The sequence below is a fragment of the Aeromonas sp. OTU364 genome, from assembly GCF_038440395.1.
Lineage (GTDB): Bacteria > Pseudomonadota > Gammaproteobacteria > Enterobacterales > Aeromonadaceae > Aeromonas.
On the sequence record NZ_JASATR010000017.1, the window covers coordinates 33170 to 56520 of the forward strand.

A 23351-nucleotide genomic window follows, 5' to 3' on the forward strand; every position below is an offset into this window, starting at 1 on the left:
CATCCAGGCACCAGGAATTTCAAGATGTCCAAATTTGCCCGTTCCGTTATTCTGGCCTCCCTGCTAAGCGCGACCGCCCAGGCCAACCAGCCGGTACCGACGCCGGATTCGGCGCTGCCGACTGCCCAGCCGGTCCCCACCCTGAACAGCGCCCCCATGGTGGTGCCTGCCGCGCCGGAGATCTCCGCCAAGGCCCATATTCTGATCGACTACTACTCCGGTCAGGTGCTGGCCGAGCAGAACGCCGAAGAGCGTCTGCCCCCCGCCAGCCTGACCAAGATGATGACCTCCTACATCATCGGCCAGGAGCTGCTGAAGGGGAACATCAAGCGCACCGACATGGTGACCATCAGCCAGAACGCCTGGTCCAAGAACTACTCCGACTCCTCCAAGATGTTCATCGAGGTGGGCAAGCAGGTCTCGGTCGATGATCTCAACAAGGGCATCATCATCCAGTCCGGCAACGACGCCTGCGTCGCCATGGCCGAACACCTGGCGGGCAGCACCGACTCCTTCGCCAGCCTGATGAACTCCTGGGCCGCCAAGCTCGGCATGAACGACAGCCACTTCATGAACCCCCACGGTCTGGATGCAGAAGGCCACTACAGTACCGCCCATGACATGGCCCGCCTGGGTCAGGCGCTGATCCGCGACCTGCCGGAGGAGTACAAGATCTACTCCCAGAAGTCGTTCGTGTTCAACGGCATCACCCAGCACAACCGCAACCGCCTGCTGTGGGATCAGTCCCTGCAAGTGGATGGCATCAAGACCGGCCACGTCAGCCAGGTCGGCTACAACCTGGTCTCCTCCGCCACCAACAACGAGGGCATGCGCCTGATCGCCGTGGTGCTGGGCGCCAGCAGCGAAGGCTCCCGCGCCGCCGAGAGCAAGAAGCTGCTCACCTACGGTTTCCGCTTCTTCCAGAGCCTGACCCCCTACAAGGCGGGTACCGAGCTGGTGACCCAGAAGATCTGGATGGGCGACAAGTCCGAAGTGAAACTGGGCGTCGATCAGGATGTCTCCGTGCTGGTCACCCGTGGCCAGGGCAACAACCTGAAGGCGGACTTCCAGCTCGAGAGCGAGCTGAAGGCCCCGCTGGCCAAGGGTCAGCGCGTCGGTACCGTGTTCCTCAAGCAGGGTGACAAGGAGATCAAGCAGGTTCCGCTGGTCGCCCTGGAAGAGGTGCAGGAAGGTGGCCTGATGAGCCGTCTGTGGGATTACCTGGTGATGCTGGTCGCCAGCTGGTTCAAGTAACCTGCGCACGATCCTGACCAAACAGCGGCGCCAACAGGCGCCGCTGCTGTCTTTACCGCATCATGGCAGTGAATAACCCTGCAATCTGCAGGTTCCGCCGACGCTCCATTTGTGGTAAAAAGCAGCATTCCCACGTCCTGTCGACCTGGCGGGCTTGATCCCGCGCCGGGCAGTGCCCATATAAGATGGAGCCGTGCCCATGGTTGACGCGACTGGCGGCCCGAGTCCCTCGGCCAGACAAGATGCAAGATGAAGTCGTTTCGTGACGACGCTAAAGGTGAGTGAGATGAATACCAAGTTTGATGAGCTGCTGGAGTTCCCCTGCAAGTTCCCGTTCAAGGTGCTTGGCGTGGCCGATCCCGCCCTGCCGGATCAGGTGGTTGAAGTGCTGCAGCAACATGCCCCGGGCACTTACAGCCCGACCGTTCAGCCCAGCACCAAGGGCAACTATCACTCGGTACGAGTGACGGTCACTGCCCAGAGCAAGGAGCACATCGAAGCCATGTACACCGCACTCGGCAAGATCGAGCTGGTTCGCTACGTTCTGTGAGTCGCCTCTCTCGCCCCGCCATCGGGGCGAGCGATTATTTGCCATTCTGTTTTGCCGACGCAAGCGCCAGTCAGTGAGGAAAGATGTCATCACAGATCCCCGCCCAGCCACGGCTGTTAGTCAGACAGTTGGGCCATCGCCCCTACCAGCCGGTGTGGGACGCCATGAAGGCCTTCACCGACAACCGCACCAGCGAGACCCCCGACGAGTTCTGGGTGGTGGAGCACGATCCCGTCTACACCCAGGGCCAGGCTGGCAAGGCCGAGCATCTGCTCGCCCCCGGTGACATCCCTGTGGTGCAGAGCGATCGCGGCGGCCAGGTGACCTATCACGGTCCCGGCCAGCTGGTGCTCTATGTGCTGGTGGACGTGCGCCGCAGCAAGCTCTCGGTGCGCGAGCTGGTGACCTGCCTGGAAACCGCCATCATCAACACCCTGGCCAGAAGCGACATCCAGGCCTATGCCAAGGCCGATGCCCCCGGCGTCTACGTGAAGAATGACCTCGGCATGGAGGCCAAGCTCGCCTCCCTGGGCCTGAGGATCCGCAAGGGCTGCTCCTTCCACGGACTGGCCCTCAATATCAACATGGACATGACCCCCTTCCTGCGCATCAATCCGTGCGGCTATGCGGGCATGGCCATGACCCAGACCAGCGCCCTGGGCGGCCCGCAGAGCGTGGCCGAGGCGCAATCCATTCTGGTGGCCGAACTGGCCCGCCTGATTGGCTACCAAACGATCACCCATACCGAAGAGGCGGCATGAGCAACCCCATGCCGTGCAACCATGAGGGCTCAAAGAAGACCCTAATGGCTACCAATCAGACAATAACAAACACCGAGAGTGAATCATGAGCAAACCCGTTCGTATGGAGCCGGGCGTCAAGCTGCGCGATGGCGACAAGATGGCCCTGATCCCGGTGAAATTCATGCCGGATCCCAACGAGGAAGTGCTGCGCAAGCCGGACTGGATGCGGATCAAGCTGCCGCCGTCGAGCCAGAAGATCGAGCACATCAAGAGCACCCTGCGCAAGAACAAGCTGCACTCGGTATGTGAGGAGGCCTCCTGCCCCAACCTGGCGGAGTGCTTCAACCACGGCACGGCCACCTTCATGATCATGGGCGCCATCTGCACCCGCCGCTGCCCCTTCTGCGACGTGGCCCACGGCCGCCCGCTGGCGCTGGATCCCGAAGAGCCGAAGAAGCTGGCGCTCACCATCAAGGAGATGGGGCTGAAATACGTGGTCATCACCTCGGTGGACCGCGACGATCTGCGGGACGGCGGTGCCCAGCACTTCGCCGACTGCATCAAGCAGATCCGCGAGCACAGCCCCCAGACCCGCATCGAGATCCTGACCCCGGACTTCCGCGGCCGGATGGAGCAGGCGCTGGAAGTGTTCCGCGAGACCCCGCCGGACGTGTTCAACCACAACCTGGAAACCGCCCCGCGCATGTACCGGGTCGCCCGCCCGGGTGCCGACTACAAGTGGTCTTTGGAGCTGCTGCGCCGCATCAAGGAGATGCACCCCCATGTGCCGACCAAGTCCGGCGTCATGATGGGTCTGGGCGAGACCAACGAAGAGATTGTCCAGGTACTCAAGGACTTGCGCGAGCACGGCGTCAACATGCTGACCCTGGGTCAGTATCTGCAGCCGAGCCGCCACCATCTGCCGGTGAAGCGCTACGTGCCGCCCGCAGAGTTCGATGAGCTCAAGGACGTCGCCATGGATCTCGGCTTCAGCCATGCCGCCTGCGGCCCCTTCGTGCGCTCCTCCTACCACGCGGATCTGCAGGCCAAGGGGGAAGAGGTCAAATGACCTCCCCCGAAAGAGGGGTCAAATAACCTCTCCTGCTAAAAGAAGAGCGCCCAAGGGCGCTCTTCTTGTTGTTGAACCTGTCTGACTCGACACGCCCGGCCAATCCCTTGGCTAATTCCCGGCCCCGGGGTTAAGGTGACGACTCCCTTTCCTTGAGTGACACTCAGATGCCAACCCCTATCGTTCGGCTGATCCCCATGGATGAGGCGGCATTCCCCGCCTATCGCGACTACTTCATCGACGACTACGCCCAGGATCTTGCCAGCAATCACGGGCTGACCCTGGCCGATGCCCGCCAACAGGCCGAGGCCTCCTTGCTGCAACACCTGCCCCAAGGGGCCGCCACGCCGGACCATAGCCTGCTCTGCATCCTCCCTGTGAGTGACAATGTCGGGGGCGCAGTCGCACCGACGACGGCCATCGCCGGCTATCTCTGGCACAGCATCGACAGCGCCGCCCGCACCACCTTCATCTATGACTTCTACATATTCCCGACCCATCGCGGACTGGGCTATGGCAAGGCCGCCATGGCGGTGCTGGAGGCCGAATTGAAGTATCTTGGCGTCAGCCAGATCAAGCTGAGGGTCGCCCATGACAACCCCAGGGCCAGGGCGCTCTACGAAGAGATAGGCTTTAACATCACGGGCTACAACATGGCCAAGACGCTGGGTTGATGGCCCCCGTCATCAACCCCCTTCCGTCATGCCATGGCGAGCCGACGCTCACAGCGAGATCCCGGAGAACGACATGAAGCCGAGCGACATCAGCCCCGCCACTATGAAGGTGATGCCTATGCCCCTCAATCCCTCTGGCACGTCCGAATACTTCATCTTCTGGCGCAGGCCGGCGATGGCGACTATGGCCAGCAGCCAGCCGAGCCCGGAGCCAACCCCATAGACCACGGATTCGATGAAGTCGTAATCCCGCTGCGCCATGAACATCACACCGCCGAAGATGGCGCAGTGCACCGTCAGCAGCGGCAGGTAGATCCCCAGGGCCTGATGGAGCGCCGGGAAATGCTTGTCCAGCACCATCTCCATCACCTGCACCAGGGCCGCCAGCACGCCTATGTAGATGATGAAATCGAGAAAGCTCAGGTCAAATTCCCCCAGGAAGGTGCTGTCCGGGCGCAGTATATGGCGGTAGATCAGGTTGTTGAGGGGGATGGCGATCACCATGACCACCAGCACCGTCATGCCAAGGCCGAAGGCTGTGTTGATGTTCTTCGATACCGCGAGGAAGGTACACATGCCGAGAAAGAAGGCCAGGGCCAGGTTTTCCACAAAGATCGACTGAATAAACAAATTGACGTAATAGTCCATGAAGGCAGCTCACCACGAGATTGTGCAAAGAGAGAGTCCGCCCCTGGCCAGGGGCCAGCGGCAGAAACCGGATGACAGTCAGCACGGGCACGATCGCAGACGACGGGGTCGGCGGATCAACAAAAAGGGATCAGCGGCGTCGGCGTGCGCCCGGCGAGGCGAGCAGCGCTAGTCGCCCTGGCAGAAGCGAAATTGCAGGTGATGGCAGAGCAGTTGCCGCTGGTGCAGATGACCCAAGCAGTTCGGCCATTGCCTGAGATAGATGAGGGGCAGGAAAAACAGCAGGCCGCAGAGCAGGCCGAGGATCTCGTGCTGGAACCAGGCCAGCAGCATCTGGTAGAGATCCGGGTCCCTGGTCCCTTCCAGCCGCCGCCCCTGCTCGACGCCGAGCCGCCACTGGGAGGCGGGAGGCAGGCTGACGCTGTCGGCCAACTCCGACACGGGAGGCTCGTGCAGCTGCATCGAGGATGTCGATGTTCCCTGGGTCGACAGCGCGGGCGCACCTGGCCCTGCCGCGGCAGAGGCGGCAAGCCACAGCAGGCAGGCGACGGCGAGCGCCATCGGCCAGCGCAATGATCGGCCAAGGGGTGGCAAGGGACGGGCTCCTTGAAAAGGCAAGGGGTTGAACGGGGGCGAATATATCACAATCCCGCCTTATATTGAATTTTGGCATCCACTAACCTGGAAAATTCGATACAAACAACCCACTTTCCCCACAAAGAGGGCATTTGACGCCTCAATGAAAGCCGCGGGGAACGACTCCCACCCTCGACCCTTGGGCCCCATTCGGCGAGGCATAGCCGCTCCGGCAACAAAAACGGCCACCCCAGGGTGGCCGTTGTCATCGACAGGGCGGAGTCGCCGCCGGCTCAGAGACCGGCGGCCTCCAGATGCTCCACCAGCAGCTGGACGCTGCGGTTGCCGCGCCACTCGTTGACATCGAGCCGGTAGACCAGCCGCACCCGTTTCACCGAGGCATCGGGCCAGCGCTTGAGATCCACCCCGAAGGCGATGGCATCCACCGCATGGCCGGAATCCGTGGTCAGCATCATCTTGAGGTGCTTCTCCCCCACCAGGCGCTGCTGCACCAGCACGAACTCGCCGTCGAACAGCGGCTCGGGGAAGGCCTGACCCCAGGGGCCGGAGGCGCGGATGAGCTCCGCCAGCTCCAGGCTGAGCTCGTCCGGCAGCAGTTCGCCGTCGGTGAGCAGCACCCCGGTCAGCAGCTCCGGGGTCACCAGCTCGGCGATGACGGCTTCAAACGCCCGGCCGAAGGCCTCTATATTGACCTTGGGCAGGGTCAGCCCGGCCGCCATGGCGTGGCCGCCAAACTTGCCCATCAGGCCCGGATGGCGGGTATCGAGCAGTTCAAGGGCATCGCGCAGGTGCACGCCGGGGATGGAGCGACCCGAGCCCTTGAGCTCGGTGTCGCTACTCTCGGCAAAGGCGATCACGGGTCTGTAGTACTTCTCCTTGATCTTGGAGGCCACCAGCCCCACCACCCCCTGATGCCACTCGTCCCTGTGCAGCACTATGCCGGAGGGGACTTCACCATCACGAAAACGGATCTGCTCCAGGGTGGCGAGAGCCTCCTGCTGCATCCCCTGCTCTATCTCCTTGCGCTCCTGGTTGAGGCTGTCCATCTCGGCCGCAAGCTGGCGCGCCAGGTTGAGGTCATCGCTGAGCAGACAGGCGACCCCGAGGGACATGTCATCCAGGCGACCCACCGCATTGAGGCGGGGCCCCAGGGCAAAGCCGAGATCGGCGGCGCACAGGCGGCGACCGTCACGGCCGGAGACATCCACCAGCGCCTGGATACCGGGGCGGCAACGACCGGCCCGGATCCGCTGCAAGCCCTGATGTACCAGGATGCGGTTGTTGCCATCCAGCGCCACCACGTCGGCGACGGTGCCAAGCGCCACCAGATCCAGATAATCCGCCACGTTGGGGGCGCGAATGCCCTGGCGCTCATACCAGCCGCGCTGGCGCAGGTGGGTGTTGAGGGCCGCCATCAGATAGAAGGCCACCCCGACCCCGGCCAGAGACTTGGAGGGAAAGTCGCAACCACGCTGGTTGGGATTCACTATCGCATCGGCATCAGGCAGCTCCTGGCCCGGCAGGTGGTGATCGGTAACCAGTACCCGCATCCCGGCCGCCTTGGCCGCCGCCACCCCGGCAATGCTGGAGATGCCGTTGTCCACCGTGATGAGAAACTCGGCGCCCCTGGCCACCGCCAGCTCGACGATTTCGGGGGTGAGGCCGTAGCCGAACTCGAAGCGGTTGGGCACCAGAAAATCGATATGGCGTCCCCCCATGGCCCGCAGGGCCAGCACGCACAGGGCCGAGCTGGTGGCGCCGTCGCAGTCGAAGTCGCCGACGATGAGGATGCGCTGCTGCGCCGTCAGGGCATCCGCCAGCAGGGGCACCGCCTGCTCCATGCCAAACAGGCGCTGGGGCGGCAGCAGCTGGCTGGCGCTGCGCTCCAGCAGGGCGGGATCTTCCACACCGCGGCTGGCGAAGATTTGGCGAAGCAGGGGGTGCAGGGTATCTGGCAGGTGAGCGTCATCCACTCGGGGACGACGACGGATTTGCAGGGGCATGGTGTCAATCCTGTCTTCTAATACGGTGAGCCGATGGCAAGGCGGTATGATACACGCCTCAGGCGAGCAGAGAACAGCGGCAGGTCGGCTTGGGAGAGACGCTAGGAAATCAGGGCCTCGGGAGGAGGAGGCGGTGCAGAACGCTCCAGCACCCGGTAGAGGGTGAGCCTGGAGATCCCGAGGTGTCGGGCGGCCTCGGTCACATTGTTGCCACAGAGCACCAAAGCCCGGCGCACGGCCTCGCATTCCGCCTCGGCCCTGACCAGGTTAAGGGGACGAATGGCGCCCTCTACCAGCGGCAGGGCCAGCCCCAGATCCTGGTGATCGATACGGCACCCTTCACACAGGACCAGCGCTCGCTCCAACCGGTTCTTGAGCTCCCGCACATTGCCAGGCCAGTGATACTTCATCATCTGGTGCATGGCGCTGGCAGTGAAGCCATTCACCTTGGGATTCAAGGTGCTACCCAGCTTGTTCAGGAAATACTGGGCAAGCAAGATGATATCCTCCCCCCGTTCACGCAGGGGAGGCAGCGCCAAGTCCAGCACACAGAGACGGTAGAAGAGATCGGAACGAAAATTGCCCTGCGCCATCTCCTGATCCAGCACCCTGTTTGTCGCGGCTATCACCCGGATATCCACCTCGATAGGCTCAACGCCACCGACCCTCACTATGGTGCGTTCCTGCAAGAATCTCAGCAGGTTGACCTGCATCGGCAATGGGAGGTCCCCTATCTCATCGAGAAACAGGACACCGTGATGGGCCCGCTCCACGCAGCCGATGTGACGACGCCAGGCATCGGTGAAGGCGCCCTTTTCATGGCCAAACAGTTCTGACTGGATCAGGGTGGGTGGAATGGCGCCGCAGTTGACGGCGACGAAGGGGCCATCCGCCCGCTGAGAGTGCCGATGGATCAGCCGGGCAACCAGCTCTTTGCCCGTGCCGCTCTCCCCTTGCAATATCACCGACGAATCAGCCTTCGCCAGTCGCTCGACCCGATTCATCATCTGCCGCATGACGGGGCTGGTACCGATAATCCCCCCCTCCTCCTTGCCACGATCGCAGGGGCGATGAGCCCCCCTCCTCAAGCAGGCGATGCCAAACGCATGCCCCAGCACAGCCAGCAGACGATCATCCTCTACCGGCAGGCTGTGATAGTCGAAACAGTAGTTCAGGAGCAGCTCTTGTATCCTGGGCAGGGCCAGCAGATGAGGGGGAGCAAGTGCGACCCAGATCATGGTGCTGCATGTCTGACGAAACAGGGTCTCCACCGCCTCGGCGGCATCTTCGCTCAACAGCACCAGACCGACTCTGGGCGCCTGTTGTGCGTAGTGGCTGAACGCTTCCTGAGGCGATGAGGCCGAACAAAAACGCCACCCCAGTGACGATGCATGTGACGGAGGGCGCCATACCTCGCTCGTGTTGACACACAGTAGCGTACGAATCTCCATCAACAACACTCCACAACTCTGCGGCCAAACAATGTGCAAAGTATTGGATAGATGGCCTACATGTGCCACTTATGAAACAAGGATAAAAACGAACTCAAATGGACCGTAAAAAGACAATAAAACAAATTAAAACAAAAACTTGATTAGATATTGATATTGCTTTGTCAGCCCAGCAGGGGAACCGCTATACCCTCTTTGTTTCGCCTCGGGAACAGTGCCAAAAAGCCCCCTTTCAATGTGAAGCCTGCTCAGACACCGATAATTCATCAATTTCTGTCTCCTTCGGTTAACAACGCCCTCACCCCATTTCATCGAAATAATTATTTTTTTATTTACTTTCAAAGCCTTATCCATATGGAACGAAGTCTGCATTCATGCAGCGCCTCCGGCTGTGCAAGTAGAACCGGACGACAAGGACAACAACAAGCAGAAGGAATGCAACATGGATACCCGAGCAATGTCTCTCTGGCCGCGCTGTTTGCAGAATGGCCTAACACTCACGGCCCTGACCCTGCTGCTGGCGCTCAGTGCGCCGGCACTGGCCGCCACGGCGGAATCACCCTTCGAGCTGGATGCCAATCCACAGGACAACATCGACACAGGCGCCGTCATGAGCGATGACTGGGACACCCCACCAGACACCGGAGGGGCCACCAAATTCACCGGCATCATCCAGGACACAGCCCCAAGGAGCATCTTTGGCGGGGGGGATAAAGACATACTGGATATCGATAAATGGAGCTGGAGCGATGGCTCTGTGCCCGACAAGGATGACCTGACCCACGCCTATGCCGCCGCATACAACGAGAATAACGACCTGTTGCTCTACTTCGGCGCCGACAGGATCTCCAATGTAGGTGATGCCTTCATGGGGTTCTGGTTCTTCAAACAGAAGGTCACCGCCCTGCCCAACGGCAAATTCAGCGGCAAGCACACAGTGGGGGATACCCTGGTGCTCATCAACTTCCCGCAGGCAAACAACGCGGTTCCCTATCTGGCCGTGGTGACCTGGGATCCGACCTGCAGCAAGGCGACCAACAACAACCCGCAGCCGGGACAGTGTGCCGCCGCCAATCTGCGACTCAAGCTGCAGGGCTCGGGTGCCAACGACGTCGTCTGTGCCAGCCAGGGCGGTGCCAACCTGGCCTGTGCCCTGACCAACACGGGCAATGTCCCCGTCCCCGCCAGCACGCTGGCAAACGGTGTCGGCGGCCTGTGGAGCGATTACACCCCCAAGAGCGGTACCCAGGGCACCTTCCCCTTCGAGAGCTTCTTCGAGGGTGGGATCAACCTTAGCCAGATCGTCGGCGGCAGTGACGGCTGTTTCAGCAGCTTCATGGCCGAGACCCGCTCCTCCAGCTCCTTCACGGCCGCATTGAAGGACTTCGTGCTGGATAACTTCGAGCTGTGCAAGGTCGAGATCACCAAGGTCTGTACCGGCGGTGACCTCAACGAGACCGAGACCGGCTTTACCTTCAGCTTCGAAGGCGTCGTCACCAACGGAGGCTTTGGCACCATCTATGACGTCGTCGTCACCGACGATAACGGTACCCCGGCAGACACCAGCGATGACTTCATCGTCGCGAACTTCGATTCCATACCCAAGGGGGGAATGGAAGACTACAGCGGCAGCTTTGGCGCCGCCGGTAACGGGCCGACCAACGGTGTCAGTGTCAAGGCCGCCTCCAGCGATGGCGGGCTGCAGACGATCACCGCATCCGCCACGGCAGCCTGCCCCACAGTCCAACGAGAACCCGGGATCAGCGTCACCAAGGCCTGTAGCACCAAGGTCATCGATGAGGGTAGCCAGCTGGTGATCAGGGTCGACTACAGCGGCCAGGTCTGCAACACCACAGGGGTGGGCCTCATACCGCCGCTGAACCTGAGTGGCGTAACCGTCACCGACGACCCCAGCGGCAATGTGCACAACATAGGCACGCTGAACGCGGCGGACTGCAAGGACTATTCGGGCTCCTACACGCCGAGTAGTGCAGGGTCGGAAAACCCGGGCTCCATCTCCTTCAGCGATACTGTCACGGCCACAGGGACTGCGCCCCTGGGCTTTGGCACCGCGACCGACATGGCAACGGCTACCTGCCCGCTCTGTCCGGCTTGTCCAGATTGCCCCACTCCAGGGGAGTAACAGGGTTTAATCAGGGTTAAACCACAAGGGCCATGGTGAAGACCATGGCCCTTTTCATGGCGCCGACCAGGCATCACAAGCATCCTGAGCCCAGGATGCTGCCCAGACAGCCCCACCATCTCCCCACAACATGCACAGGCGCTCCCCGATCACATTGCCCACCGTCTGCCTAGTCATCGATGAGTTAATAGCACCGGATGTAAAAATTTCTCATTCATACAGGTTGCCAATCGGGCTTGAGCCCCGCAAGCTAATCAGGACGACGGGAGACACCATGGTCATCCCTCTGTTTTATTGATGTTTTATTATCCAGATTCGACGTGCGGCCTGACCTCACGCCGTCCATTTTTAGGGGGAAAAATGAGTCTGATTCAAGAGTTCAAGGCCTTTGCGGCCAGAGGCAACGTCATCGACATGGCGGTCGGTATCATCATAGGTGCCGCCTTCGGCAAGATAGTCTCCTCCTTCGTGGGTGACGTCATCATGCCGCCCATCGGCCTCATTCTGGGGGGGGTGGACTTCAGCGATCTGGCCGTCACCCTGAAGGCCGCCGAAGGTGACATCCCTGCCGTGGTCATCGCCTACGGCAAGTTCATCCAGACCATCATCGACTTCCTGATCATCTCCTTCGCCATCTTCATGGGGCTCAAGGCCATCAACACCCTGAAGAAGAAGCAGGAAGAGGCCGCCGCTCCGGCAGGCCCCACCAAGGATCAGGAGTTGCTGACCGAAATCCGCGATCTGCTGAAATCCCAGCAGGGCAAATAAGCCGCTAGCCCGGAGGCGTCGCCTGCGTGCATGCCTGACACCATCCGATGGCAAGAGGGAGGCCCTGTGCCTCCCTCGTGTTTAAGCCCAGAGGAGGCCCCCCTGGCTCAAGCCTTGCCTCAACCCCGGCTTTCTCTCGCACTCCCCCCACCTCGGCACCCCGCGTTCAAAGTGCAAGACCCTTCCATGAATTCAATGCAGTGACTGGTGGCAAACCGTCAAGGCGATGGGATTGTCTCAGCCTTGATACAGTGGCCGAATCCGACGCTCGTGCTCCCGGCGACAATGTCCAAGGGGTCGTCACTCTGCATGCAGCGACCCTAGCCGCCTTGGCGGCCCACCCACTCTCCTCGCCCCGAGGGACAGTCCCACAATCCCAGGGGTTGACGAGCCCTCACTCGGAGCGCCCCTGTTCCATCGCTGTTACAGGGGGAAATAAATAAAAAAGCATTACTTATCAATCAACTACCATCTCAGTACCGCCTGACACCCCCATCCATCGTTACAACTTGGTCGACACTTTCCCGCGATTGCTGCTGAAAAAAACCATTAATTCCTTTTTGCTCAATCACTTATCTATTTGGTGCATTCCTTGCTGCAGGGGTGCTGTCTATCAATGCCCACTCCACAGGACTATGCCCGATCCCCCGTCTCGTTCACAGGAGATTGGGCCTCTGCGTGGTCACGTCCGGGCCTGGGACATCACTCGGTTCAGGCAGTCGCAGCCGAGTGACATGGAACCAAGAACCACAAGATAGGAAGAGGGAAATGCTATGAAACCAAGTCAGCGCAATCGCCTGCTCAGAACCCTGACGGTCCCCTTCGGGATCCTCATGCTGGGGGGGCTCAGTCTCACCCCGGCCTGGGCCGGCATCTTTCCGGGCCTGCAACAAGAGGCCTGTATGGCAGACGCCTATATTGCCAAGGGTGGCTCACTCGCGGGCGGCAGCCTCAACTGTACGGCCAAGGACATCGAGGTCTCCAAAGTGGTGCCGGTGAATCCGAACCAGGAGTGCACCAACGGCCAGGTGTTCACCTTCAATGCAGACGTGACCATCAAGACCAACGCCAGCGAGCGTTATGACACCACCTTCTACCTGCCGAGAACGTCCCAGAGCCCGCAGGTGGTGCAGGGAGGCGCAAGAAACTGCAGCCTGGTACTGCCCAAGGCGAGCGACGCCGGGGAGAATGGCCAGGTCGCCTATGTGAATCTGGAGCCGAAACTGAAGGCGACCGATTTTCTGGATACCTGCGGTGATATCACCAAGGCCAACGGCACCGATCAATACACGCTCTTCAACCAGCCCATCACCATGCTCTGTCAGCCCAGCCCCACGGATCCCAACAAGGCCCTGTTCACCTATTGCGCGGCCTGGGACATCCAGAAGAGCCTGAGTTGCAGCGAGAGCACAGTGCCTCCCGGCGCCGTGCCCGCCACCAAGTCCAAGTGCAACTGCGACAGCTTCGCCATCAATGTCTTCATCAGGCCTGAGCCGCCCACCATCACCAAGACGGTCGAGCCGACCAGTCTGCCCGAACCGGGTGGCGTGTTCACCTATAGCCTGAGCTTTACCAACTCGAGTGCCGCCTCTCTCTATATCGCCAGCCTGAAGGATGAAATAGACGTAGGCGGAGATGGCTCCTACGACAAGAGCGTGGACCTGTGGGGATCCACCGAGAGCGTGGGGACCGCAGACGGCATCTACCTGCTCAGCAGCACCTGCGCGAAACCCGCTGCGGGCTCGACGACGAAGGAGGTACTGCCCAGCGCCACCTACAGTTGCGAGTTCACCCTGCATATCAAGGATCGCGATCTGCCCAACGATCAGAGTCCCGAGAAATACGTCGACAACATAGTGGCCCTGTTCAAGGACAAGAACGGTGGCACTGTCGGCGACGGCAGCACCTGCCCGGCCGGCTTCCAGTCTGCGGGCAACAACTGCAGCGGGGCCAAGATGGTCGAGATCACCAATCTCCCGCCGACCATCGCGGTTGAGAAGACCCCCTCCGTTGACGAGGTGCTGGAGCCGGGGACCAATGTGACCTACACCGTCAGGGTCACCAATACCGCGGGCGATCACGACAATCCGCTCACCCTGACCAGTCTGGTGGACGACATGTTCGGCGATCTGGATGGGCAGGGCACCTGCGATCTGGGCAGCGGGGTGACCCTGTCCAAGGGCACGCCTTTCGAATGCAGCTTCACCGAGTTTGTGGGGGGTAATGCCGGCGATGTGCACACCAACAAGGTGACTGCCAAGGCCCTGGACAACGAAGGGGATGAGGCAACGGGGGATGACAGCGCCACCATCAACATCAATGACGTGGCGTCGACCATCACGCTGCAAAAGGATGCCGTTCCCGTCAGTGTGCCCGAGACCGGCGACTCCGATGAGAAGCGTTCGGTGGCCTATACCTTTACCTTCTCCGTCGATGCTGGCGGCGTAGACAAGGTCACCTTCAGTACCCTGGAGGACGACAAGTTCGGCAGTTTGACCAGTCTGTGCATGGTGGACAAGAAGAACGGCGCACCGCTCGTGCCCGCCGTGGCCTTGACCGGCTTCGTGCTGAACCCGGGCCAGAACGCCAGTTGCACCATATCCAAGGATCTGCAGGGAAATGGAGGTGACAGCCACACCAACATTGCCACCATCAGTGGCACGGACGAGGACAATCAATCCGTGACCGACAGCGATGATGCCACGGTGGAGTTCACCGATGTCCTCCCCGACATCAGCAAGCTCTTTGCCCTCAAGGCCGCCGGCTTTGTCCGCATCAGCAACAACGGGGTAGACACCCTGACCGTCACCGCCTTGACCTTCAAGGGGGTCGATGTGGCGGATGGGAGCGGGATCCCGGGCAGCTTCACCCTCTACGATGAGCCTGGGGTGAGTACTCATGAGGCCGGCTTCGGACCCTTCTCACTCTGCACCACGGGCGGGACCATACTGCCCGGCGGGCACTATGATTGCGCCTTCGTGCTGGAGCTCGAACCCGGCCTCGCCGATCTCGGCAACATCAACCTGCAGGCGATCAATCCGGACCCCCTGGTGGTCACGCTGAAGGATGATGAAGACAACCAGGTCAAGGCCGAGGTGGAGGTCAGCATCCAAACAGTGGAATGATGAGTCTGTGAAACAGGCCAAGCAGGTTGGCCACTCCGGGGGCGAGGCGCAAGCCATCGCCCCCTTTCTTTGCCCAGGCGCGGGGTTCCGGGTTCAATAAGACCGCCTCACGGGGTCAGGCCCGGGGATGATGCTCCCCATGGAGCGCCTTGAGCCGCTCGTTGGCCACGTGGGTGTAGATCTGGGTGGTGGAGAGATCCGCGTGCCCCAGCAGCATCTGCACCACCCGCAGATCGGCGCCGTGGTTGAGCAGATGGGTGGCGAAGGCGTGGCGCAGGGTGTGGGGGGAGAGCTCCCCCCTGATCCCCGCCCGCTGGGCATAGAGCTTGATGCGATGCCAGAAGGTCTGGCGGGTCATCATCCTGGCCTGCTTGGAGGGGAAGACCACGTCCGAGCTGGTGCCCCCCAGCAGCAGGGTGCGCCCCTCCCGGTAGTAGCGTTCCAGCCAGTACACCGCCTCCTCCCCCATGGGCACCAGCCGCTCCTTGTTGCCCTTGCCCACCACCCGCACCAGCCCCTGGCGCAGGCTGACATGCTCGGCGGTGAGCCCCACCAGCTCGGAGACCCGCAACCCGGTGGCATAGAGCAACTCGAGCATCGCCTTGTCCCGCAGCTCCAGCGGATCGTCCACCAGGGGCGCCGTGAGCAGCGCATCCACCTCGGCCTCGCTGAGATCCGAGGGCAGCTTCTTGGGCAGCTTGGGACCCTCCAGCAGCACTGTCGGGTCATCGCTGCGCAGCTTCTCGCGATTGAGATACTGATAGAAGCGGCGCAGGGCCGAGAGGAAGCGGGCCGTGCTGCTCGCCGCAAACTGCTTGTCCACCCGCCAGGCGAGGTAGTGCTGGATGTCATCCATCCCCGCCAGCAGCAGGGAGCCGCCCTGGCCGTCGAGCCAGAGGGCGAACTTTTCCAGATCCGTGCGATAGGAGCTGACCGTATTGTCGGACAGCCCCCGCTCCAGCCAGAGGGCATCGAGGAAGGGCTCGATCAGGGGATGGTTGTGTACGGCAGGGGCGGGCTTGGTCATGGGGTGTCGGTCTTGGGCAAACGGTGGCCCATTGTAGCCTGCCAGGCCGGCGCATACACCAGGGGCAGGCACACCAGGCGGTGAAGCGCGAGGGGCAATCTGCTAGACTGGCGCCCTCACTCGGGCGGTCCGACCCCATGGTTGCCCGACACCCCCTTGCCTACTGCGATCAAGAGAAGAGCGATGAAGATAGGTTTGTTTTACGGCTCCACCACCTGCTACACCGAGATGGCCGCCGAGAAGATCCGCGCCCTCATTGGCCCCGAGCTGGTTGATCTCCACAACATCAAGGACGTGCCCCTGGCCCGCATGCAGGAGTACGACATCCTGATCCTCGGCATCTCCACCTGGGACTTCGGCGAGCTGCAGGAGGACTGGGAATCCCGCTGGGAGGATATCAAGGATGTCGAGCTGGAGGGTCGCATCATAGCCCTGTTCGGCATGGGCGATCAGCTGGGGTACGGCGAGTGGTATCAGGATGCCCTCGGCCTGCTGCACGATCAGCTGGTGCCCAAGGGGGTCAGGCTGGTGGGTTACTGGCCCAACGAAGGGTACGAGTTCGATGCTTCCAAGGCGCTGATCGACGATGGCCGTCACTTCGTCGGCCTGGCCCTCGACGACGCCAACCAGTACGACCAGACCGAATCCCGCATCGAGCAGTGGGTCGACCAGATATTAAGCGAGATCCACGAGCTGCTCTGATCCAGGTAACTTGCATGTTCGATGATCCCTTGGATGCGGAACGACGATGGCCGTCACTTCTTCGGCCTGGCCCTCGATGACGCCAACCAGTACGACCAGACCGGATCCAGCATCGAGCAGTGGGTCGATCAGATCCTGAATGAGATCCACGAGCTGCCGTGATCCCGCCAGGTGGTACCAAAAAGCATCGACGGTTCGGCTCCCTCATCGCGCCTCGAAAGCGACGTTGATCTCCCCTGCCGGCAGCCAGCCACACTGGCTGCCGGTCGCAGTTATCGCACCGATTCTCTCAATCGGTATCATCGCATGACGCTATAGCGACTTTTTTGTGCTGGTCTGCAACAATGCAACCGACACCCTATAACACAATCAGAACGGGTGTCGGAAGCAAACAGGAAACAGACCAGAAAAGGAAATTCTATGACCTCATTCTCCCTGTTGGCCCCCACCATAGCCCGCGACGTGCTCGATCACGCCCTGGCGCTGGGTGCCGACTTCGCCGAGCTGTTTGTGGAGCGCAAGCGCCGCAGCCAGCTCAGCCTGCTCTCCAGCCAGATAGAGAACATCAGCGGCGGCCTCGATTTCGGCATAGGCGTACGCCTGTGCTACGGCCACAAGGTGCTCTACGGCTACACCAACCTCGCCAGCCGCGAGGAGCTGCTGCGCATCGTCACCCTGCTGGCGGCCAAGGACAGGCGCGACCCCGTGGTCACCGCCACCGCCTTCGACTTCACCCGCTTGACCGATCGCAATCCGGTGGCCCTGCCGCTCTCGGCCGACAAGCTGCTGGAGCAGAAGATTGCCTACCTGCACGCCATGGATGCCGTGGCCCGCGCCGAGAGCAGCAAGGTGAGCCAGTTCTCCGGCAACGTGCTGGGCTGGGAGCAGGAGGTGGAGATCTTCAACAGCGAAGGGGTACAGGTGAGCGATCGTCGCCACTACAACCGCATCATGGCCCAGACCATCGCCCTGGACGGGGGCGAGCAGAGCGTGGGCTACGAGGCCCCCGGCGCCCTGATGGGCTGGGAGCATGCCGATCGCATCGATCCGCGGGAGCTGGCCCTCACCGCCACCCGTCAGGCGCTGGTGAAGCTGGGTGCCGCCCCCTGCCCGAGCGGCAAGCTGCCAGTCATCATGGAGAGCGGCTTTGGCGGCGTGATCTTCCACGAGGCCTGCGGCCACCTGCTGGAGACCACCTCGGTGGCCAAGAAGGCCTCGGTATTCTACGACAAGATGGGCCAGCTCATCGCCAATCCGGCGGTCAGCGCGGTGGACGAGGGCTTGCAGAGCAACGCCTGGGGCTCCATCAACGTCGATGACGAGGGGATGGCGACCCAGCACACCCAGCTCATCAAGGAGGGCGTGCTCACCGGCTTCCTGGTGGACAGAATGGGGGCCATCAAGACCGGCCATGCCCGCACCGGTTCCGGGCGGCGCGAATCCTACAAGTTCGCTCCCACCTCGCGCATGCGCAACACCTATATCGAGCCGGGCAACCACAGCCTCGACGATATGCTGGCCACTGTCGAGCACGGCATCTACGCCAAGAAGATGGGGGGCGGCTCGGTGCAGCCGGGCACAGGCGAGTTCAACTTCAACGTGCAGGAGGCCTACCTCATCGAGCACGGCAAGATAACCCGGCCCCTCAAGTCGGCGACCCTGATCGGCACAGGCCCGCAGGTGCTGAAAGAGATCTCCATGGTGGGGCGCAATCTGGCGCTGGCCGCCGGCATGTGCGGCTCCATCTCGGGCTCTGTGCCTACCTCGGTGGGCCAACCGGCTCTCAAAGTGGACAACATTCTGGTGGGAGGGAACGCCTGATGAGCCAGCTCGACATGAACCAACTGCTTGCACGCCTGCTGGACAAGGTCGCCGATTTGGGTGCCGAGGCGGACGTCATCGCCAACCAGGAGAAGGCCTTCTCCCTCAAGGCCGACAAGGGCGAGCTCGGCGAATACAAGGTCACCAGCAGCCAGCAGCTTGGCATTCGCCTCATCAAGGAGGGCCGGGTCGGCATCGCCTATTCCGAGTCCCTCGATGAGCCGGCGCTGGATGCCATGCTGCAAGACGCGCTGGATGCCAGCCGCTTCGCCAAGGTGGACCCGGATCAGCGCATCACAGTGCAGCAGAGCCGGCTCACCACCGACTACGCCGAGATACACCAGGCCGACACCACGGCGGTGGAAGAGAAGATAGCCCTGGCCCTGCGCCTCGAATCGGACATGCTGGCCCTGCCGGATGTGACCGGCGCCCCCTACAACGGCTTCTTCGAAGGGGAGAGCCGCCTCTGGCTCGCCAACAGCCAGGGCAGCCTCTGCGAGCATCAGGAATTCAGCGTCGGTTGTCACAGCTCCGCCCTCATCGAGCGGGAGGGGCGCCAGTCCATGCACTACCAGGGACAATACGCACGGCGCTTCGACGAGCTGGAGAGCCAGCCCCTCATCCGGCAGATCCACGCCGTGGCCGACGGCCTGCTGATGGGTGAGGCGGTGCCGAGCGGTCGCTACAGCGTGCTCTTCAGCACCAACTGCTTTGCCAGCCTGTTTGGCTGCTTCCAGGGGGCGCTGTCGGGCAAGTGGGCCCAGCAGGGGATCAACCCCTGGCGCGGCAAATTGGGGCAAAGCGTGGCCTCCCGCTGGCTCACCCTGGAGAGCCGGGTCCATATGCCGGGGGGCATGAATATAAAGGCGTTCGATGGCGAGGGGGCGGCTACCTCGGATCTGCTGCTCATTGGCGAAGGGGAGCTGAAGACCCTGCTGCACAACAGCGCCACCGCCCGCCACTTTGGGGTGGCGAGCAATGGCTCGGCGGCCCGCAGTGCCCGCAGCGCCCTCGATGTGACCGCCCGCCACCTGGTGTTTGGCACAGGCCCTCACAGCGAGGGCGAGGTGCAGAGCGGCGACTATCTGGAGCTGCTCAAGCTGGACGGTCTGCACTCCGGTGCCGATGCGGTGAGCGGCGACTTCTCGTTCGGCGCGTCGGGGTTCCTGTGCCGGGACGGTGTACGCGTCCAGCCGGTGCGCGGCATCACGGTCGCGGGCAACTTCTACCGTCTGCTCGGGGAGCTGGAAGCGGTCGGCAACCTGCTGCACCACAACGATGGCAAGGGCTTTTATGCCCCCCTCATTCGTTTCGGTGGTTTGAATGTCGCAGGCAAGTAACTGTATCTATAGGGAAAATCGGTTATCTCCCCCATCCAAAAGCGGCGCCATCAGGCACCGCTTTTTCATTGATGGCGTCTATCATGCCCCACTCCTAACCTCTAAGAACCAGTCCAAGACCTGTCGCGAGAGCGTCAGCAAGGTAAAGAGCCGCACGTGAGCCTTGATCACGGTCTCGCAGCAAGATTGCAGATTGGTTCCAAGAGCCGCCGGTCGCCTCGGCCGGAACATGCTGGAGAATACGAAGATGGACAACACCCTGGTCTGGGCCGACATTCCGACACGGGATCTGGATCGCGCCATGGACTTCTACTCGGCCCTGCTCGATGTGCAGGTCACCCCCATACAGGAGGAGGAGATGCGCTTTGCCATGCTGCGCTACGATGGCAGCAACGCGGCGGCCTGTCTCGGCCCCATGGACAAATACCACCAGCCCGGTGGCGCCGGCCCCCTCATCTATCTCTCCCTGGGTGACAGGCTGCAGGAGGCAGAGCAGCTGGTTCCCCGGCTCGGCGGGCGGGTGCTCGAACCCCTGCATTCCATCGGCAGCGGTCACGGCTCCCGGGTGATTATCGAGGATACCGAAGGCAACTGGCTGGCCCTCTATGCCCCGCCCGCCCCTTGAGCCGCATAAACAATAACGGCGACCCTGGGGTCGCCGTTATTGTTACCTGACACCAATCAGAAGCGATCAGGCTTCGGGATTGAGGCGGGTCGGCATGCCGGTACGCTGTTCCAGCACCTGCTTGACCACGTTGGAGTCGCTGTCCATGTGGGCGATGAAGCGGGTGGTGGCCGGGGTCATTGGGAGCGGCACAGAGGCGGTGGAGTTGAACTCCTCCTCGGTGCGCGACAGCGGCTCGTGCACTTCCATGTAACGACCGCCATCCGGCTCGACCGTGGTCTTGACCGGCTGGTTGACGAACTGGACGCGGGTACCGACCGGCACGTTGTCGAACAGGTACTTGATGTCATCGGCGCGCAGACGCACGCAGCCGCTGCTCACCCGCAAGCCAATGCCGAAGGTGGCGTTGGTGCCGTGGATGGCGTACAGGTTGCCGATATAGAGGGCGTGCAGGCCCATGGGGTTGTCCGGCCCAGCCGGCCAGACCGCAGGCAGTGTCTTGCCCTGGGCGGCGTAGCGGCGACGGATGTTCTCGGTCGGAGTCCAGGTCGGGTTGGCGCGCTTGCGCTCCACCTTGGTGATCCAGTTCTCCGGGGTGTTGACCCCCAGCTGGCCGATGCCGATGGGCAATACCTGCACCACGTTCTTGCCTTTCGGGTAGTAGTAGAGACGCATCTCGGCCACGTTGATGACGATCCCCTCGCGCGGCGCATTCGGCAGGATCAGCTGATGCGGAATGGTCAGCTTGCTGCCCGGCGTCGGCAGATAGGGGTCGACGCCCGGGTTCGCTTCCATGATGTTGGTCAGGCCCAGCTGGAAGTCGGCGGCGATCTGCTCCAGCGGACGGTTGTCTGCGGGCACCACGTACTCCTGGTTCTCACCGATCAGACGGCTGTTGGCGGCCGGCAGCGCGTATTCAACGGCGGCGGCCTGCTGGCTGACCAGGGTCAGAGTGCAAAAAAGGGCCGAAGCGGCAATGCGAAGGGGATTCATAAAATTCCTGTATGGTTTCCTGTACCTGTTGGCCTGAAGCCGGTTCATCCTCGGTCTGTCCCTTGTCACGAGTCACGCTCGCCCGAGGCCAATACCGAGCGCGCATTCTTTCCCGAGTCGGACAAAATTTCAACTTGAAGAGGGGGCTTTTTCACGGAAAAGATCCATTCTCCCCCCAACAATCGACCGTATCGGGTGCCTGTTACCCTAACATCGCCAATCTGAGCACAAAATGAACATGCATCCGGCCCGCCACCCTAGCGCCAAATTGCATGATGGCGCCGTCACGAGTACAATCTCGCACCCCTTTTATCAGGAGTATCGAGTCATCTCGTGCTCTGGGTGTACCTCATCGGGTGGCCGTGCGTCGAGTACGGTCGCACCATGCCGATGACCCTATACGGCGCCATCAGGTGGCGCCGTCCTGATTTGCAATCAGACAGAAAGAGTCCAACATGTTCAGACCAGAATTGCTCTCCCCCGCCGGGACCCTCAAGAATATGCGTTACGCCTATGCCTACGGCGCCGACGCCGTCTATGCTGGCCAGCCGCGCTACAGCCTGCGGGTACGCAACAACGAATTCGATCACGAGAATCTGCAGCTCGGCATCAACGAGGCCCATGCCCTGGGCAAGCAGTTCTATGTGGTGGCCAACATCCAGCCCCACAACTCCAAGCTCAAGACCTTCATCCGCGACATGCGCCCCGTGGTGGACATGAAGCCGGATGCGCTGATCATGTCCGACCCCGGTCTCATCATGATGATGCGCGAAGCCTTCCCGGACATGCCCATTCACCTCTCGGTGCAGGCCAACGCGGTCAACTGGGCCACGGTGAAGTTCTGGCATCAAATGGGCCTGACCCGCGCCATCCTCTCCCGCGAACTGTCGCTCGACGAGATCGAAGAGATCCGCATGCAGGTGCCCGAGATGGAGCTGGAAGTCTTCGTCCACGGGGCGCTGTGCATGGCCTACTCCGGTCGCTGCCTGCTCTCCGGCTACATCAACAAGCGTGACCCCAACCAGGGCACCTGCACCAACTCCTGCCGCTGGGAGTACAAGGTGCACGAGGGCAAGGAAGATGACGTTGGCCAGATAGTCCACCGTCAGGAGCCCATCGCCGTGCGCCCGGACAACACCCTGGGGCTCGGCAAGCCGAGCGATGCTCTGGTGCTGCTGGAAGAGTCCAACCGCCCCGGCGAGTACATGACGGCGTTCGAAGACGAACACGGCACCTACATCATGAACTCCAAGGATCTGCGCGCCGTCGAGCACGTGGAGCGCCTGACCAAGATGGGTGTGCATTCGCTGAAAATCGAAGGCCGCACCAAGTCCTTCTACTACTGCGCCCGCACCGCCCAGGTCTATCGCAAGGCCATCGACGATGCGGTCGCCGGTCGTCCGTTCGATCCGACCCTGATGGGCACCCTCGAGAACCTGGCCCACCGTGGCTACACCGAGGGCTTCCTGCGCCGTCACAACCACAGCGAGTACCAGAACTACGACTACGGCTACTCCGTCTCCGACACCCAGCAGTTCGTCGGCGAGATCACCGGTCGCCAGGGCGACATGGTGGAAGTGGAAGTGAAGAACAAGTTCCTGGTGGGCAACAGCCTGGAGCTGATGACGCCCCAGGGCAACGTCAGCTTCAACCTGGAGCAGATGCAGAACCGCAAGGGCGAGCTCATCGACACCGCGCCGGGCAACGGCCACGTGGTCTATGTGCCCGTCCCCAAGGAGATCGACGTCAACTACGGCATACTGCTGCGCAACCTGGGCGATCGTCAGGACACCCGTCAACCCCACTCGGCGGCCTGAG

At 61.8% G+C, this 23351-nt stretch carries 19 protein-coding genes and 1 pseudogene; 14 read left to right on the forward strand and 6 right to left on the reverse strand.

Annotation, left to right across the window (positions count from 1 at the left end; genetic code table 11):
* Positions 1–24: 24 nt before the first annotated feature.
* The 5 genes from AAHB08_RS15985 to AAHB08_RS16005 all read left to right on the forward strand — a co-directional run bounded on the left by AAHB08_RS15985 (position 25) and on the right by AAHB08_RS16005 (position 4290).
* Complete coding sequence (locus AAHB08_RS15985; protein ID WP_005329807.1) at positions 25–1254, forward strand: D-alanyl-D-alanine carboxypeptidase family protein; 1230 nt, start codon at positions 25–27, stop codon at positions 1252–1254.
* A gap of 286 nt (positions 1255–1540) precedes the next feature.
* The gene (gene ybeD, locus AAHB08_RS15990) at positions 1541–1804 is read left to right on the forward strand and encodes a DUF493 family protein YbeD (protein ID WP_005329804.1); all 264 of its coding nucleotides are present in this window, start codon (positions 1541–1543) and stop codon (positions 1802–1804) included.
* Between the two features lie 83 nt (positions 1805–1887).
* Positions 1888–2565 carry a lipoyl(octanoyl) transferase LipB gene (gene lipB, locus AAHB08_RS15995; RefSeq protein WP_342059478.1) on the forward strand — a complete coding sequence of 226 codons (678 nt, stop codon included), beginning with the start codon at positions 1888–1890 and terminating at the stop codon, positions 2563–2565.
* Between the two features lie 85 nt (positions 2566–2650).
* A complete protein-coding gene (lipA, locus tag AAHB08_RS16000) occupies positions 2651–3616 on the forward strand; it encodes a lipoyl synthase (RefSeq protein ID WP_042649627.1) in 966 nt (321 codons plus the stop codon).
* Positions 3617–3783: 167 nt separating this feature from the next.
* A complete protein-coding gene (locus tag AAHB08_RS16005; protein WP_342059479.1) occupies positions 3784–4290 on the forward strand; it encodes a GNAT family N-acetyltransferase in 507 nt (168 codons plus the stop codon).
* Positions 4291–4338: 48 nt separating this feature from the next.
* On the opposite strand, the gene nqrE is transcribed toward AAHB08_RS16005, so the two are convergent.
* The 4 genes from nqrE to AAHB08_RS16025 form a co-directional block, all read right to left on the reverse strand.
* Complete coding sequence (gene nqrE / locus AAHB08_RS16010) at positions 4339–4938, reverse strand: NADH:ubiquinone reductase (Na(+)-transporting) subunit E (RefSeq protein ID WP_342059480.1); 600 nt, start codon at positions 4936–4938, stop codon at positions 4339–4341.
* A 168-nt stretch (positions 4939–5106) separates the two neighbouring features.
* Positions 5107–5379, reverse strand: a complete 273-nt coding sequence (locus AAHB08_RS16015) for a hypothetical protein (RefSeq protein WP_342059481.1) — start codon at positions 5377–5379, stop codon at positions 5107–5109.
* A 428-nt stretch (positions 5380–5807) separates the two neighbouring features.
* Complete coding sequence (gene recJ, locus AAHB08_RS16020) at positions 5808–7538, reverse strand: single-stranded-DNA-specific exonuclease RecJ (protein WP_342059482.1); 1731 nt, start codon at positions 7536–7538, stop codon at positions 5808–5810.
* Positions 7539–7639: 101 nt separating this feature from the next.
* Entirely contained in the window at positions 7640–8989 is a 1350-nt protein-coding gene (locus tag AAHB08_RS16025; protein ID WP_236661630.1) for a sigma-54 dependent transcriptional regulator, read from the reverse strand.
* 442 nt (positions 8990–9431) lie between these two features.
* Here AAHB08_RS16025 and AAHB08_RS16030 point away from each other — a divergent pair, with 442 nt between their 5' ends.
* From AAHB08_RS16030 to AAHB08_RS16040, 3 genes are all read left to right on the forward strand, one after another.
* Positions 9432–11132, forward strand: coding sequence for a hypothetical protein (locus AAHB08_RS16030; RefSeq protein ID WP_342059483.1), 1701 nt, complete (start codon positions 9432–9434; stop codon positions 11130–11132).
* A 360-nt stretch (positions 11133–11492) separates the two neighbouring features.
* Positions 11493–11900 carry a large-conductance mechanosensitive channel protein MscL gene (mscL, locus tag AAHB08_RS16035; RefSeq protein ID WP_139437368.1) on the forward strand — a complete coding sequence of 136 codons (408 nt, stop codon included), beginning with the start codon at positions 11493–11495 and terminating at the stop codon, positions 11898–11900.
* 773 nt (positions 11901–12673) lie between these two features.
* Positions 12674–15025 (forward strand): hypothetical protein, encoded by a 2352-nt coding sequence (locus tag AAHB08_RS16040; protein ID WP_342059484.1) that lies wholly within the window; start codon positions 12674–12676, stop codon positions 15023–15025.
* Positions 15026–15140: 115 nt separating this feature from the next.
* Here the strand turns inward: AAHB08_RS16040 and xerD are convergent, their stop codons facing one another.
* Positions 15141–16052: a site-specific tyrosine recombinase XerD gene (gene xerD / locus AAHB08_RS16045; RefSeq protein ID WP_139437365.1), complete on the reverse strand. Its 912-nt coding sequence runs from the start codon at positions 16050–16052 to the stop codon at positions 15141–15143.
* 183 nt (positions 16053–16235) lie between these two features.
* Here xerD and fldB point away from each other — a divergent pair, with 183 nt between their 5' ends.
* The 5 genes and pseudogenes from fldB (at position 16236) to AAHB08_RS16070 (ending at position 20540) form a co-directional block, all read left to right on the forward strand.
* Complete coding sequence (gene fldB / locus AAHB08_RS16050) at positions 16236–16754, forward strand: flavodoxin FldB (protein WP_342059485.1); 519 nt, start codon at positions 16236–16238, stop codon at positions 16752–16754.
* Between the two features lie 42 nt (positions 16755–16796).
* Positions 16797–16916, forward strand: a pseudogene (locus tag AAHB08_RS16055) (flavodoxin FldB); the annotation flags it as partial.
* A 258-nt stretch (positions 16917–17174) separates the two neighbouring features.
* A complete protein-coding gene (locus tag AAHB08_RS16060; RefSeq protein ID WP_342059486.1) occupies positions 17175–18575 on the forward strand; it encodes a TldD/PmbA family protein in 1401 nt (466 codons plus the stop codon).
* A complete protein-coding gene (locus AAHB08_RS16065) occupies positions 18575–19915 on the forward strand; it encodes a TldD/PmbA family protein (protein ID WP_342059487.1) in 1341 nt (446 codons plus the stop codon). The genes AAHB08_RS16060 and AAHB08_RS16065 overlap by 1 nt, the downstream gene beginning before the upstream one ends.
* A gap of 229 nt (positions 19916–20144) precedes the next feature.
* Complete coding sequence (locus tag AAHB08_RS16070) at positions 20145–20540, forward strand: VOC family protein (RefSeq protein WP_162519240.1); 396 nt, start codon at positions 20145–20147, stop codon at positions 20538–20540.
* A gap of 66 nt (positions 20541–20606) precedes the next feature.
* On the opposite strand, the gene AAHB08_RS16075 is transcribed toward AAHB08_RS16070, so the two are convergent.
* Positions 20607–21533, reverse strand: coding sequence for a L,D-transpeptidase family protein (locus AAHB08_RS16075; protein ID WP_005326662.1), 927 nt, complete (start codon positions 21531–21533; stop codon positions 20607–20609).
* A 455-nt stretch (positions 21534–21988) separates the two neighbouring features.
* Between AAHB08_RS16075 and trhP the strand changes: the two genes are divergently transcribed.
* On the forward strand, positions 21989–23350 hold the full coding sequence (gene trhP, locus AAHB08_RS16080) for a prephenate-dependent tRNA uridine(34) hydroxylase TrhP (protein ID WP_041205198.1): 1362 nt from the start codon (positions 21989–21991) through the stop codon (positions 23348–23350).
* The last annotated feature ends 1 nt before the right edge of the window (position 23351 follow it).

Excerpts from the sequence above, each read along its gene's own strand:
- fldB (WP_342059485.1), top strand. The coding sequence starts at position 16,236 with ATGAAGATAGGTTTGTTTTACGGCTCCACCACCTGCTACACCGAGATG.
- AAHB08_RS16040 (WP_342059484.1), top strand. The coding sequence starts at position 12,674 with ATGAAACCAAGTCAGCGCAATCGCCTGCTCAGAACCCTGACGGTCCCC.
- AAHB08_RS16025 (WP_236661630.1), bottom strand. The coding sequence starts at position 8,989 with ATGGAGATTCGTACGCTACTGTGTGTCAACACGAGCGAGGTATGGCGC.
- AAHB08_RS16030 (WP_342059483.1), top strand. The coding sequence starts at position 9,432 with ATGGATACCCGAGCAATGTCTCTCTGGCCGCGCTGTTTGCAGAATGGC.
- lipB (WP_342059478.1), top strand. The coding sequence starts at position 1,888 with ATGTCATCACAGATCCCCGCCCAGCCACGGCTGTTAGTCAGACAGTTG.
- trhP (WP_041205198.1), top strand. The coding sequence starts at position 21,989 with ATGTTCAGACCAGAATTGCTCTCCCCCGCCGGGACCCTCAAGAATATG.
- AAHB08_RS16075 (WP_005326662.1), bottom strand. The coding sequence starts at position 21,533 with ATGAATCCCCTTCGCATTGCCGCTTCGGCCCTTTTTTGCACTCTGACC.
- recJ (WP_342059482.1), bottom strand. The coding sequence starts at position 7,538 with ATGCCCCTGCAAATCCGTCGTCGTCCCCGAGTGGATGACGCTCACCTG.
- AAHB08_RS16005 (WP_342059479.1), top strand. The coding sequence starts at position 3,784 with ATGCCAACCCCTATCGTTCGGCTGATCCCCATGGATGAGGCGGCATTC.
- AAHB08_RS16070 (WP_162519240.1), top strand. The coding sequence starts at position 20,145 with ATGCTGGAGAATACGAAGATGGACAACACCCTGGTCTGGGCCGACATT.
- lipA (WP_042649627.1), top strand. The coding sequence starts at position 2,651 with ATGAGCAAACCCGTTCGTATGGAGCCGGGCGTCAAGCTGCGCGATGGC.
- nqrE (WP_342059480.1), bottom strand. The coding sequence starts at position 4,938 with ATGGACTATTACGTCAATTTGTTTATTCAGTCGATCTTTGTGGAAAAC.
- AAHB08_RS16060 (WP_342059486.1), top strand. The coding sequence starts at position 17,175 with ATGACCTCATTCTCCCTGTTGGCCCCCACCATAGCCCGCGACGTGCTC.
- mscL (WP_139437368.1), top strand. The coding sequence starts at position 11,493 with ATGAGTCTGATTCAAGAGTTCAAGGCCTTTGCGGCCAGAGGCAACGTC.
- xerD (WP_139437365.1), bottom strand. The coding sequence starts at position 16,052 with ATGACCAAGCCCGCCCCTGCCGTACACAACCATCCCCTGATCGAGCCC.
- ybeD (WP_005329804.1), top strand. The coding sequence starts at position 1,541 with ATGAATACCAAGTTTGATGAGCTGCTGGAGTTCCCCTGCAAGTTCCCG.
- AAHB08_RS15985 (WP_005329807.1), top strand. The coding sequence starts at position 25 with ATGTCCAAATTTGCCCGTTCCGTTATTCTGGCCTCCCTGCTAAGCGCG.
- AAHB08_RS16065 (WP_342059487.1), top strand. The coding sequence starts at position 18,575 with ATGAGCCAGCTCGACATGAACCAACTGCTTGCACGCCTGCTGGACAAG.